The organism is Helicobacter burdigaliensis, assembly GCF_003670295.1.
GTDB lineage: Bacteria > Campylobacterota > Campylobacteria > Campylobacterales > Helicobacteraceae > Helicobacter_D > Helicobacter_D burdigaliensis.
Window position 1 is genome coordinate 97,841 of sequence record NZ_QXJG01000002.1, and the last position, 14,348, is coordinate 112,188.

General features: G+C 32.8%; 10 protein-coding genes. 9 read left to right on the plus strand and 1 reads right to left on the minus strand.

Features of this window, described 5'->3' with window-relative positions; all coding sequences use genetic code 11:
* Positions 1-294: 294 nt before the first annotated feature.
* Positions 295-2,841 carry a bifunctional aconitate hydratase 2/2-methylisocitrate dehydratase gene (gene acnB / locus EBF09_RS01865; protein WP_121763448.1) on the minus strand — a complete coding sequence of 849 codons (2,547 nt, stop codon included), beginning with the start codon at positions 2,839-2,841 and terminating at the stop codon, positions 295-297.
* Between the two features lie 280 nt (positions 2,842-3,121).
* On the opposite strand from acnB, the gene cysK reads away from it, so the two are divergent.
* The 9 genes from cysK (at position 3,122) to cfrA (ending at position 14,303) form a co-directional block, all read left to right on the plus strand.
* Positions 3,122-4,045: a cysteine synthase A gene (gene cysK / locus EBF09_RS01870; protein WP_121763449.1), complete on the plus strand. Its 924-nt coding sequence runs from the start codon at positions 3,122-3,124 to the stop codon at positions 4,043-4,045.
* 104 nt (positions 4,046-4,149) lie between these two features.
* Complete coding sequence (locus tag EBF09_RS01875; protein WP_121763450.1) at positions 4,150-5,466, plus strand: alanine/glycine:cation symporter family protein; 1,317 nt, start codon at positions 4,150-4,152, stop codon at positions 5,464-5,466.
* 66 nt (positions 5,467-5,532) lie between these two features.
* A complete protein-coding gene (locus tag EBF09_RS01880) occupies positions 5,533-6,201 on the plus strand; it encodes a bacteriohemerythrin (RefSeq protein WP_157978154.1) in 669 nt (222 codons plus the stop codon).
* A complete protein-coding gene (locus EBF09_RS01885; protein ID WP_121763452.1) occupies positions 6,202-7,917 on the plus strand; it encodes a flagellar assembly protein A in 1,716 nt (571 codons plus the stop codon).
* A gap of 9 nt (positions 7,918-7,926) precedes the next feature.
* Positions 7,927-8,769, plus strand: coding sequence for a fumarylacetoacetate hydrolase family protein (locus EBF09_RS01890; protein ID WP_121763453.1), 843 nt, complete (start codon positions 7,927-7,929; stop codon positions 8,767-8,769).
* A gap of 113 nt (positions 8,770-8,882) precedes the next feature.
* Complete coding sequence (locus EBF09_RS01895; RefSeq protein WP_121763454.1) at positions 8,883-10,055, plus strand: NifS family cysteine desulfurase; 1,173 nt, start codon at positions 8,883-8,885, stop codon at positions 10,053-10,055.
* An 11-nt stretch (positions 10,056-10,066) separates the two neighbouring features.
* On the plus strand, positions 10,067-11,047 hold the full coding sequence (locus tag EBF09_RS01900) for an iron-sulfur cluster assembly scaffold protein (protein ID WP_121763455.1): 981 nt from the start codon (positions 10,067-10,069) through the stop codon (positions 11,045-11,047).
* Positions 11,048-11,157: 110 nt separating this feature from the next.
* Positions 11,158-11,895: a 3'(2'),5'-bisphosphate nucleotidase CysQ gene (gene cysQ / locus EBF09_RS01905; RefSeq protein WP_121763456.1), complete on the plus strand. Its 738-nt coding sequence runs from the start codon at positions 11,158-11,160 to the stop codon at positions 11,893-11,895.
* Positions 11,896-12,221: 326 nt separating this feature from the next.
* Positions 12,222-14,303, plus strand: coding sequence for a TonB-dependent ferric enterobactin receptor CfrA (cfrA, locus tag EBF09_RS01910; RefSeq protein ID WP_121763457.1), 2,082 nt, complete (start codon positions 12,222-12,224; stop codon positions 14,301-14,303).
* Positions 14,304-14,348: the final 45 nt, after the last annotated feature.

A 14,348-nucleotide genomic window follows, 5' to 3' on the forward strand; every position in this document is an offset into this window, starting at 1 on the left:
GTTTTATAAAACACAAAGGACATTAAAAATTACCACCTATCTAAATACATGCAGTTATTAAATATTTTTAAAATAAGGTCAAATTATATTTTCTCCTATATTTTTTGCCATTGCTAAATTGCTTCGTTTGCTATCACATACAAACAGAAAAAAAGGAGTAAGATAACATAAAAACCATAAAACAGATAATGCGTTTTGTTTTTAGTAAAAAATAAAGCGATAAATATAAAAATGGTATAAAATATGCATTAAAATCTTTGTTTTCAAAGGGGAAGATTAATCCCAAAAAAGGGATTAGAAAGAGAAGTTTTTCACTAGATTAAAGTTTAAATAGCGATAAATTTGATCTTTTTTGTCTTTAATCTTTTTAGGGATAAGGTTTAGATATTCCTCTTTTGTAGGGATTTTACCTAAAAGCGCACAAAGTGCTGCAAGTTCCGCACTTCCTAGATATACTTGCGCACCTTTACCCATTCTATTATCAAAGTTTCTTGTTGAAGTAGAGAATACCACAGCATTGTCTCTAACTCTTGCTTGATTACCCATACATAAGCTACATCCAGGAAGCTCGATTCTGGCACCTGCTGCACCAAAAAGAGAGTAATAGCCTTCTTTTGTGAGTTGTTGTGCGTCCATTTTAGTAGGAGGGGCTACCCATAAAGTCGTAGGCACCATACCCTCATCTCTTAGCACTTCTCCTAATGCTCTATAATGTCCGATATTTGTCATACAGCTTCCCACAAACACTTCATCAATTTTTTTAGGACGTTTAGGATCAGCTAAAATCTCGCTAAGTGTCGCTACATCATCAGGATCGTTTGGACAAGCTAAAATAGGCTCTGTAATCTCTGCTAAATCAATTTCAATAATGGCTGCATATTCTGCATCTTTATCAGCCTTTAGCAGTGTTGGATTATCAATCCATTCTTGCATTCTTTGTGCGCGTCGTTTCAGTGTTATAGCATTTTCATAACCATCTTTAATCATTGCTTCAATCAAAGTAATATTAGATTTTAGGTATTCAATGATAGGCTCTTTGTTTAAAGCCACGGTGCATGCTGCTGCACTTCTTTCTGCGCTTGCATCACTTAGCTCAAAAGCTTGTTCTACTTTTAAATCTTCTAAACCTTCAATTTCTAGGATTTTTCCGCTAAAGATATTCTTTTTGCCTTTCTTTTCAATGGTTAAAAGTCCTTGTTTAATCGCATAATAAGGGATTGCATTGACTAAATCTCTTAGAGTAATCCCCTCATTCATCTTGCCTTTAAATCTTACCAAAACAGATTCTGGCATATCAAGAGGCATAGAGCCAGTAACTGCAGCAAATGCTACAAGTCCGCTTCCTGCAGGGAAGCTAATCCCAATGGGGAATCTTGTATGAGAATCCCCACCTGTGCCGATGGTATCGGGTAAAACCATACGATTAAGCCAAGAGTGGATTACTCCATCTCCAGGACGCAATGCCACACCTCCACGACTACTCATAAAATTAGGTAAAGTTGCATGAAGCTTTACATCAGCAGGTTTTGGATAGGCAGCTGTGTGGCAGAAGCTTTGCAATACAAAATCAGCACTAAAACCTAAAGATGCAAGTTCTTTTACTTCATCTCTTGTCATAGCACCCGTAGTATCTTGGCTACCCACTGTGGTTACAAGGGGCTCACAATAAGTTCCTGGTAGTATTCCATCTACTCCACAAGCTCTTCCTACCATTTTTTGTGCTAAACTAAAGCCTTTTGCGCTAGATTTAGAACCAAGAGGTTTTGCAAAAATCTCTTCTTTTTCCATTCCTAGTGCTTCTCTAGCCTTAGTGGTTAGTCCTCTTCCGATGATTAGGTTAATCCTTCCACCCGCTCTTATCTCATCTGCCATTGTGTTTGGGTTTAGATTAAAAGTAGAAACTACTTTTCCATTTTTATGAATCTCTCCTTTAAAAGGATAAATATCAATCACATCGCCTTCATTTAGCTCTAAAACAGGAGCGATGATTGGCAAACAGCCACTATCTTCACAAGTGTTAAAGAAAATAGGTGCGATCACCCCACCAATCACAAGTCCGCCGGATTTTTTGTTGGGAATGTAGGGAATCTCCTCTCCCATATGCCAAACAAGGGAATTACAAGCGGATTTTCTTGAGCTTCCTGTCCCTACGACATCGCCTACATAAACAAGAGGATAACCCTTTTTCTTGAGTTCTTCAATTCTGCTAAAGGCATTTTGGGTTCTATTTTTTAACATAGCTTGTGCGTGGAGTGGAATATCACTTCTTGTAAAAGCATCACTTGCTGGACTTAAATCATCAGTATTTGTTTCGCCATCAATTTTAAAAACCACTGCTGTAATTTTTTCGCTTAATGGTTTTCTGTTTAAAAACCATTCTGCATTTGCCCAAGATTGCAACACTTCTTTTGCATATTTGTTGCTTTTGCTTAAAGTTACAATATCATTAAAAGCATCATAAACTAAAAGTGTGTGTTTAAGTGCGTTTGCAGCTGCTTGTGCGATTGTTTCATCTTTTGCACTTAGGGCGTTAATAAGAGGAGAGATGTTGTAGCCTCCTAACATTGTGCCAAGAAGTTTAATGGCAAACTCTTTTGAAATTCCATTTACTTTAACTTTGTCTAAAATAATTTCTTCTAAAAACTCTGCTTTAACCTTGGCAGCTTCATCAACTCCCGGTGAAACGCGATTTGAAAGTAAGTCAATAAGATAATCTGTTTGTTCCCCTTTTTTAAGAAGTTCTATTACTTCTTTTACCTGCTCTTTATTTAAAGGAAGAGGGGGGATATTTTGTTTTGCTCTTTGCTCTATTTGCTCTTTATAATCTTCAAAAAAATTCATTGCTATCTCCTTATGCTAAATTAAACTAGCTTTGTTAATCATACAAGCTTTATATGTAAAGTCTAGTTAAATGTAAAAAGTTTTTTAATCTTTTTTAGTTTTTTATATCATATCAAAATAGTAGTATATATTTAGATATTGTATAGATATATCCTTATGTTTAGATAATTAACACCCTAAATAAAATCATAGCAATATACTATTATATACTTGACAATATTTATTTTATAAATTACAATGTTACTAAATTACTCCTAAAATTATATAAGAAGGATTTATAATGGCAGCAAGACTTATCCATTCAATAACAGAAGTTATAGGCAATACCCCCCTTTTAAAATTAGAAACTCTTTCAAGAAACTATAGGGCAAATATTTATGTAAAATGTGAGTTTTTAAACCCAAGTGGCTCTATAAAAGATAGAATTGCAAAAGGTATGATAGAAGAAGCATTGCAAAGCAAAAAAATAGACAAAGAAACTACACTCATTGAGCCAACAAGTGGAAACACAGGAATCGGACTTGCTTCTATATGTGCTTCAAAAGGCATTAAGTTAATTTTAACGATGCCAAGTTCTATGAGTATTGAGCGAAGAAAACTCTTAAGTGCATTGGGAGCAAAGCTAGAGCTAACACCGCCAGAATTAGGTATGAGGGGTGCTATTAATAAAGCATTTGAATTAGAAAAGCAAATTCCTAATGCCAAAATTTTAGGACAATTTGTAAATCCTGCAAATCCACTCACACACACTAAAACAACCGCTTTAGAAATTTTAGAAAGCTTAGAGGGTAAAGTGGATATTTTTATCTCTGCAGTTGGCACAGGTGGGACATTAAGTGGTGTGGGTAAGGTGCTAAAAGAACACAATAAACAAATCAAAATAGTAGCATTAGAACCTGCAAATTCTGCTGTGCTTAGCGGAGAGAGTGCAGGAGCGCATAAGATTCAAGGGATTGGTGCGGGGTTTGTCCCAGAGATTTTAGATAGAAGTCTAATAGATGAGATTTTAAAAGTGGAAGAAGAAGATGCAAGGGAACAAGCTAGAAATATCGCAAAACAAGAAGGGGTTTTGGTGGGGATTTCTTCGGGTGCAAATTTATGGGGAGCAATAGAGTGTGCTAAGAAAAATCCGGGTAAAAATATTGTAACTTTGCTTTGTGATACAGGCGAACGCTATCTTAGCACAGATTTATTTGAAGAATAAAATTTTTTTATTTCTAGATTTAGGGAGTGCAAAATAAAACTCCCTTGAAATTCCTCCTAACAAAATATATAATTTGCCTTTTAAAATATAATTGGAATTTAAAGATGTATGATTTATTTTTAAGTATCAATGAGTTTTTTGTAACTTATATTTTAGTAGGTGCTCTGCTTTTAGTTGGAATCCTCTACACTTTTGTCTTTAAATTTGCGCAAATTTTTAAATTTAAATACAGCATTACCTATTTTTTTAAAAACAATCAAAAAGACAAACTCTCTTCTTTGAAGTCTTTGGCTCTTAGTATTTGCGCACAAGTTGGCGTTGGGAGTGTTGTGGGTGTGGCTACTGCGATTAAAGCAGGGGGTGCTGGTGCAGTGTTTTGGATGTGGGTGGGTGCATTTTTGGGTATGGCTAGTATTATGGCAGAGGTTCTTTTAGCACAAAAATTTAGAATTTTTAAAAATGGGCAATACTTAGGCGGACCTGCTTTTTATATCCGTGAGGGTTTAAAGGGGATTTTAGGGGAAAGAATTTCTAAAATTATATCCTACATTTTTGCTTTATCTTTGATTGTGGCTTTGGGCTTTATAGGGCAAATGACACAAAGCAATGCCATAGCCATATCTTTTAAAGATGCTTTAGGTTTTTCTGAAATTCTAAGCGGTTTTTTTGTGGCTTTGTTATGTGCTTTTGTGATTTTTGGTGGAGTGAAACGCATCGTTTTGGTTGCGGAGTTTTTAGCGCCCTTTATGGCAGTGCTTTATTTATTGTGTGCTATTTATATTTTGTTTTTATTTTATGATAGAATCTTATTTTGCTTAGAATGGATTATAATATCTGCAATCAATCCAGAAGCTATAATGGGGGGTTTGCTTGGGATTAGTGTAAAAGAGGCTTTGCATTATGGCATATCAAGGGGACTTATTGCTAATGAAGCAGGAATGGGTTCTATTCCCCATGCTTATATTAACTCTAAAGATAGCAATGTGCTAAATCTAGCTTTTAGTGCTATGCTTTCAGTTTTTATTACTACAATGTTAATTTGCACCGCAACAGCTTTGATTATCTTGCTTACAAATACACAAAATTTAGAAATAGAAGTGATGATGCAAAGTGCATTTAATATCGCTTTTGGAAGTTTTGGGGGCATTATTTTGGCTCTTTGTGTATTTTTCTTTGCATTTACGACAATCATAGCTTGGTATTATTTTGCAAGAGTAAATGTTTTGTATTTATTTGATAAAAAGATTTTAGCTATTTTTAAGATTTTAGTGTTGTTTTTTATTGTTTTGGGAGCAATTTTACAAATAGAATTGGTTTGGGAATTGTCAGACTTTTTTAATACTCTTATGGTAATTTCTAATGTTTTGGCTTTAATTTTACTTTTACCGCTTGTGAGGAAAATTTATGTTTCTTTGTTGTAATATTTGAAAATTTATAAAATAAATAGTATCATTTCAAAAAATTAGAAATATTTAAGGTTTTAAATTGTGTTAGAATGGAATGAAGAATTTGGCATAAAAAATCAACATCTTGATGGACAACATAAACAATTACTCTCCTATGTAGAGGAATCTTATGTTCTATTAAACAAGCCAACTGCTGAAAAGCCTCTTCTTTTAAAGAAACTTGCAAGCAACCTTATAATGTATGCAAAAAAGCATTTTCAAGATGAGGAAACTTATATGAAACATATTAATTATATCCATCTTGAAGAACATAAAGCAATCCATAAAGAAATCATACAAGGGATTAAGGAAACTATCCAAAATATGAATAATGTGGAAGAAAGTGCAAAAAAACTTCATATTTTTTTAAAAGAAAGTCTTTTAAGACATATTTTAGAAGAAGATAAAAAAATAGAAACTTATCGCAATCGCATTAGAGAAATTAATGAAATGCCTTATAGTTTAGAAGTGCAAACAAAGATATTCCAAGAAGTCTATGGTATAAAAGATAGTGAATATCATACTTATGTATGTCTTTGTTATCTTAAAGAAAATCAAGTATGTGAGGCGTTGCATAAACTTATGCAAGAAAAACAAAGCTTTATTCGTTGTAAGATTTGCAAGCAACCTTTAGTTGCATTAAAGCAAGATATACAAGAAAATGAAGAGGCTTTTGAAAAATTGGCAAAAGATTATTTTAAGCAGTTTTAGATGGCTTTAAAGTTTGTTCCACAAGGGTTTAAGCAATGTAAAGGTATTTTAAATATTCCTTTGTTTATACAGGAGCAATCTAAGAGGTTAAATATAGAGCTTGATTATAATCTTTTAGAAGCAAAAACATTTTTCATTAAACAAAATGAAGAAACTCCAAGAATAATTTTAGATATTAATGTATTTAATAAAGATAGTAATTTTTGTGCTAAGGTAAAAATAAAGCAAGTCTATGATATAGAGGTATATAGAAAGCAAGAGCGTCCAAAGCGTCCTTTTCATTTTGAATTAAAACTAGAAGAAAATCAAGTTTTAAAAGCAATTTTATGTGTGGATTCTCCTCTTACTTTTAGTGAAAAATTAAAAGAAGAAATTTATCAAGAACTTTATAAGCAATTAATTAGCGAGAGTTATTTGGTAGGAGTTAGAGAATATCAGCAATTAAGCGAACAAATTGATGATTTTTTACGACAAGTGATTAATAATTCTTATTCTGATACAAATATATTTGATGTAGCTTGCGGAGTTGCTCCTGTGCCTAGAAGTGAGGGTAGGCTAGTTTATAAAGTTAATGTGGAGCTTTTTAAAGAAACTAAAGGAGAGCGTTGTCTTTTAAGCCCTGTAAAAAATGGGGATTTACTTTTTGTATATATTAAGCCTACCCTTGGGAAAATAGGGCGTGATTTAAAAGGAAATCTTTTAGTTCCTAATAATCCTATTTCTTCTTTTAATTTAAAGGTTTTGCAAGGAATTAAGATTAAAGAAAATGAAGAGAAAATTGCTTACTTTGCTGGAGTTGATGGTTTTTTAAAAGAAGTGGATAAAGATACTTATACTATTAATCAGAACATAGAGTGCAATGGAGGAGAAAAGCAAGTTTTAAATATAGAAGGAGCGACAGATAAAAAAAGCACCATACAATCAGAAATTGCTTTTATCACAACACACAGAGGGAATATTAAAGCTAATATTGTTGTGATTGATACATTAGAAAAAGGGGTAGTAGAAGCAAAAGTCGCATTTATTAATAATGCTTTAGGTGGAGTGGTTAGGGCAGATTATATATATATTACAGAGATGCGCTCCTATAATGAAATTTATGCGCGTTATTCTTTGGTGATAGATACTATCAATGGAGATCATAATAGCTTAGAGATTAATCCAGAAAAATTTGCTTTTATGAGGCGTGATAGATTAGAATATGTAATGCTTTCAGATCAAATTAAAATAAAAATTAGGCATTTAAAACAAACTATGGATGAGCTTTATGCCTATTTGCTTCCAGCACAAAATAAAGTGCAACTTATTAAAAAAGAATATGAAGAAAAAAGTGAGCCAGTTCCTCAAAAATTTAAAGGAATTATTGAGCAATATGATAAGGCACTTTCGCGTTATCAAGATTGTTTAAAAGAATATAAAGATATTGCAAATCTTTATTTTGTCAATGAAAAGAGGCTAAAATCTATTAATGAAGCTGCACTTAATGCAAAAATCATCATTAGAAAAGGTAGTGTGAGTGCAGAAACTTTTATAAAATTTAGAGTTTATAGCAATGGACATGAAGAGCTTTTAAAATTGCTTTTGCCTAAAACTTCTCCTGCAAAATGTTTTAAAGTAGTGCAAGAAGATGATTTTTATCGTTTAAGGCATAGTGGAGAGTTGGATGAAAAAGATTTTGAATGGATAGAACGCTTAAAACCTAAAGCAAATGAATAGGAGTTTATAATGTGTAAGATAATACGAATTTTAAAAGATAAAGAAGAAAAGTTTGGAATCTTAGAAGAAGAAAAAATAAAAGTTTTAGAGGGCATTCAAAAAATAGATATGCTTTTTGATAAAAATTTAAAAGAGATTCAAAAATTAGCAACCTATGAGATTTTAAAAGAAGGAGTAGAGATACTAGCCCCCATAGATTCTCCTAGTCAAGATGTGATTTGTCTAGGAGTGAATTATTTAGAACATGCAAAGGAATCCTATAAATTTAAGGGTGAAGCATTTGATGGGAAACGAGAAGAAGCGGTGTATTTTTCTAAGCGTGTTAATGTTTGTGCTAAACCTTATGGAGAGTTTGCTTTAAGGGGAATGAGTGAAGCATTAGATTATGAAGTGGAGCTTGCTTTTATTGTAGGAAAGGACTGCCAAAATATTAGCAAAGAAGAGGCAATGGATTATGTTTTTGGTTTTAGTGTGGCAAATGACTTTTCAGCTAGAGATTTACAAAAAAAACATAAGCAATGGTATGCAGGAAAGAGCCTAGAGGGTGCTTTTGTTATGGGGCCTTGTGTGGTTTTAAAAGAAAGCTTAAACCCTTTTAATCTAAAAATTCAAAGTTATGTGAATGGAGAGCTAAGGCAAGATAGTAATACAAAAGAAATGATTTTTACTATTCCACACATTTTAAGTGAGCTTTCTCATTATTTTTTGATTAAAGCAGGGAGTGTTATTATAACAGGAACTCCAAGCGGTGCAGGTATGGGGTTTAATCCACCAAAATTTTTAAAAGTAGGCGATGAGGTAAGGTGCGTTATAGAGGGGATTGGAGAGATTGTTACCAAGATTATTGAATAACTTAGTTTTATTTCAAAATTTTCTAAGCTTTTTTTGGCTAAAAGCTAAATACATTTTTGTATGTAAAATTTATTAATGATAAAAAATAAATGATTTTATTGAAAGGAATTTAAATGGAAAAGCCTAACAAAAGGGTATATTTAGATAATAATGCCACTACAATGTTAGAACCAAAAGCAAAGGAGCTTATGGAACCATATTTTTGTGAAAAATACGGGAATCCAAATTCTTTGCATATTTTTGGTACAGAAACGCATACTGCTATCAGAGAGGCTTTTAACCATCTCTATGAGGGCATTAATGCTAAAGATGAAGATGATATTATTATTACTTCTTGTGCGACAGAGAGTAATAACTGGGTGCTAAAAGGTGTTTATTTTGATATTTTGCGTCATGGAGAGAAAAACCATATTATTACCACAGAAGTAGAGCATCCAGCTATTCTTTCTACCTGTCGATTCTTAGAAGAGCTTGGAGTAGAAGTTACTTATTTGCCTATTGGAGAAAATGGCGGATTAGATGCTAAAGAAGTAGAAAAAGCAATCACAGATAAAACTGCCCTAGTTAGCATTATGTGGGCAAATAATGAAACAGGGATTATTTTTCCTATTGAGGAAATTGGTGCAATTTGTAAAGAAAAGGGCGTTCTTTTTCATACAGATGCCGTTCAAGCAATTGGGAAGATTCCAGTAGATGTGCAAAAGTGCAATATTGATTTTTTAAGTTTTTCAGCACATAAATTCCATGGACCTAAGGGAATTGGGGGCTTATTTATTAAAAAAGGTAGAGAACTAACTCCTTTATTTCATGGTGGAGAACACATGGGTGGAAGAAGAAGCGGAACGCTCAATGTGCCTTATATAGTTGCTATGGGTGAGGCTATGCGACAAGCGACTTTATATCTTGATTTTGAGAAAAATAATGTAAAAAGATTAAGAGATAAGCTAGAAGATGCCTTACTTAGTTTGCCAGATACTTTTGTAGTGGGTAATCGTGCTAATCGTGTGCCAAATACGATTTTGGTTAGTATTAGAGGTGTTGAGGGTGAAGCAATGCTTTGGGATTTAAATAAATTTGGTATTGCTTGCTCTACGGGTAGTGCATGTGCCAGTGAAGATTTGGAAGCAAATCCAGTGATGAGTGCAATTGGCGCGGATAAAGAATTAGCACATACCGCAGTTAGAATCTCTTTAAGCAGATTTACAACAGAAGAAGAAATTGATTATGCAATAGATGTATTTAAAAAATCCATTGAACGCCTAAGAGCGATTTCAAGCAGTTATTAAAAGGAAAAAATATGGCAAAAAATGAATTACTTGGTGGAGCGTTATGGGACGCATATTCTAAAAAAGTTAGTGAGAGAATGGATAATCCAACACATCTTGGAGTGATTACACAAGAAGAAGCGGACAAAAGAGGCTTAAAACTAATCGTAGCAGATTATGGCGCAGAGGCTTGTGGCGATGCAGTAAGGCTTTATTGGCTTGTAGATTCTAATGATGTGATTGTAGATGCGAAATTTAAGAGTTTTGGTTGTGGAACTGCTATTGCAAGTTCGGATATGATGGTTGAGTTATGTCTTGGTAAAAAAGTGCAAGAAGCAGTAAAAATCACAAACATAGATGTGGAAAAAGCATTAAGAGATGATCCAGATACTCCAGCAGTTCCTGGACAAAAAATGCACTGCTCTGTAATGGCATATGATGTGATTAAAAAAGCAGCAGGATTGTATTTAGGCAAGAATCCAGAAGATTTTGAAGATGAGATTATCGTGTGCGAGTGTGCTAGAGTAAGTCTTGGAACACTAAAAGAAGTAATTAAGCTAAATGATTTAAAAAGCGTAGAAGAAATCACAGAATACACAAAAGCAGGTGCATTTTGTAAAAGTTGTATCAAGCCGGGCGGACATGAAGAGAGAGAATATTATTTAGTGGATATTTTACGCGATGTAAGAGCAGAAATGGAAGAAGAAGCTTTGAAAAATAAAGCTGATTCAAGTGCTAAGGGAGATTTAGCATTTAATGATATGACAATGGTGCAAAAGATTAAAGCGATTGAAGCAGAAATTGATGAAAAAATCCGTCCAATGCTTATGATGGATGGTGGAAATATGGAGATTATTGATTTAAAAGCAACAAGTGATGGCTATAATGATGTGTATATCCGCTATCTTGGTGCTTGTAGTGGTTGTGCAAGCGGATCAACAGGCACACTCTTTGCTATTGAATCTGTATTGCAAGAGAATTTAGATAAGAGCATTAGAGTATTTCCTGTGTGATATAAAGGAGATTTTCTCCTTTATAAAAGCATTAAGAGATTATTGGCAAATTCTATAAAATTTAGAACTTTGAAATTAGAAAATCTTCATAAAATATTTTGGGATAAAAAATGTTAGATACAATTAACTTAGAAGATATAAGGCAAATAGCGCAAAGTGCAGCTAAAGCAACTTTAGAAATTTATAATAGAGATTTTGATGTAGAATATAAAGAGGATCATTCACCTCTAACAGAGGCAGATAAGGTTGCAAATTCTATTATTTGTGAAGCATTGAAAAAATATAATTTGCCTATAATGTCAGAAGAAAATAAAATGATTGCATACAAAGAGCGAAAGAAATGGGAGTGGTTTTGGTGTGTGGATCCTATTGATGGAACAAAAGAGTTTATTAAAAAAAATGGAGAATGGACAATCAATATTGCTTTGATTTATAAAGACACTCCTGTTTTGGGTGTGGTGTATGCACCTGCAACAGACATAATGTATAGTGCTAAAAGAGGGGAAGGGGCTTATAAAAATGGAGAAAGTTTGCCCTTAAAGAGAAAGGATAAAATTTATAAGATTGTCGCAAGTAAATCTCATATGAATGAAGAAACTCAAAAATTTATTGATAACATAGAAGGGGAAAAAGAGCTTGTATCTATTGGGAGTTCTCTTAAGCTTTGTATGGTGGCAAGCAATGAAGCAGATTGCTATCCTAGATTTGCCCCTACAAAAGAATGGGATACAGCAGCAGCAGATGCCATTGTAAGAGAAGCAGGAAAAATGACTTATCAAGCATTCAATGAAAAACCTCTAGTTTATAATAAACAAGATTTATTAAATCCTTATTTTATTGTGAAATAATTAAATTTTTAAAATAAAAACCGCTTTATTTTTTTGATGAATAAAGTTTTAGTTTTTATCTTTTAAAAGATTTGTTGTAATTTGTTTATAAAATACCATAAATTTTATAGCTTAAGCATTTATAAGAAACATTAACATGCAAGTGTTTAGAAAGAAAAATCAAAATATCTTTTATAAAAAATACAAGTTTTTCTTTATAGAGATATAAAAATGCCACTAATCCAATCTTAAAATATAAAAATTTTATATTTTGATAATGGTTTTTATTTTTTATTAAGTTCTAATAAATTATATTAATAATCATTTTTATTTTTATAAGGAACTATATGCGTAAAATTTTAAAAGGTTTATGTGTTTTTATGGCTACAACAGGAGGGAGTTCTCTTGTGGCAAATGAGGTTTATACATTAGGCACTTCTGTTGTGAGTGCTTCAGGGTTTTCTCAAGATATTAAAGAAGCACCCGCTAGTATTTCTATTATCAAAAAAGAAGATTTACAATCTAAACCTTATAGGGATGTTGCAGAAGCGATTGCGGATATTCCGGGGGTTGATTTATTTGCTAGTAAGGGTAAAACAGGTGCTTATAATATTACTATGCGTGGAATTGAGGGCTATACTCTAATATTAATTGATGGAAAAAGGCAGAGTGTTGGGGGCGAAGTAGGTCCTAATGGATTTAGTGCTTTTCAAAATTCTTTTTTGCCACCTATTTCTGCTATTGAAAGGATAGAAGTTATCAAAGGTCCTATGTCTACTTTATATGGTTCAGAAGCTTTGGGGGGTGTGGTAAATATTATTACTAAAAAAGTAGGAGAGAAATGGGGGACAAGCATACAAACAGAAAGTATGTTTCAAACAAATTCTAAATGGGGTAATACCTATGGAGTTAGCATTTATAGTAGCGGACCACTTATTAAGGATAAACTTGGTTTAACACTTAGGGCAAGGGAGTTTTATAGAGAGGGTTCAGATATAAGATACAACACTCCAGATGGAATCTCGCATCAAGCAAGCTATGGAGTAGGCCCTACAAGAGCCAATAATCATAATTTTGGTGCTAGATTAACCTATCTTATAGATGATTCTAATACTTTGATTTATGATTTTGACTATTCGCAAGGCATTTACAATAATAAAAATGGTCAAATAGGAACTCTTACAACTCCTAGTAAGGGAGGTGGATTAAGTGGGGGTTATACAGATACGATGAAAACAGATAAGTTGATTACTTATTTAGCACATCAAGGAACTTATCAAAATTTTGTTTTGGATTCTAGTATTCAATACAATCGCGTTACAAATGATGGAAGAGAAGTTGTTGGAGTGGCTACACAGCCTCATCTTGGGGAAAATAGAGATATAAAAGCAGAAGATTTTATACTAGATTCAAGAGCAGTAATGCCACTTGGAGAAAAAAATATGTTGAGTTTTGGTGGGGAGTATCGCTTAGAAAAAATGAGAGATAAAATCGCAAATCCTACAAAATTTGATCAATATATTTTAGGACTTTATGCAGAAGATGAAATTACTTTATTGGAAAATTTAAATTTAACACTGGGTGCAAGATATAACTATCATGAAACTTTTGGGGATAATCTCTCTCCTAGGGCTTATTTAGTCTATAATCCAACAGATACTCTAACGCTAAAAGGAGGTGTTTCTACAGGCTTTAAAGCTCCTTATGCAAATTTATTGATCCCAGGTGCCTATAACTATGGTAAGCAAGGCAAAATGCCTCTTTATGGGAATCCAAACTTAAAAGAAGAAACATCAATTAATTATGAGCTTTCAGCCATTCATAATGCAGATATGTATTATGTGAGTGTTACGGGATTTTTGACAGATTTTAAAGATAAAATTTCATCAAGAAGTTTTAATCAAAATGATAATGTTCCAGGAGTTGGGATTTGTGATTCTGCTTTTGGTTGTTCTCAAAGTGTAAATCATGGAGAAGTGCGTTATATGGGTGTAGAGTTTGCTGCAGGAATTACTCCTTATAAAAATTTAAATTTAGATTTTTCTTATACTTATCTTGATAGTGAGATTAAAAAAAGTGATACACAAAGTTTAATAGGTAAGCCTGAAGAAGATTCCTTAAAACATAATGTTATTTTTAAAACTTCTTATAAAATTAGTGATTTTACTCCTTTTGTAAAAGCGCAATGGCAAGGGAAAAGATATAGGGGGGAAAGCTATCAAGAATACTATAAGGATGTTTTTTTGATGAGTGTTGGGAGTAGTTATGCGATTAATAAAGATTGGCAGCTTAATTTTGTTGTGAATAATTTATTGGATAAAGATTTTACAAAAGATTATGTGATTAATAGCAATGGAGAATATGAAAGTCGCTTCAATAGAATAGAGGAGGGAAGAAGCGTTTGGATTTCTTTGGTGGGTAATTTTTAAACTAAAAAAGAGAGGGGGTTAAAAATACAATAAAATTTTTACTTT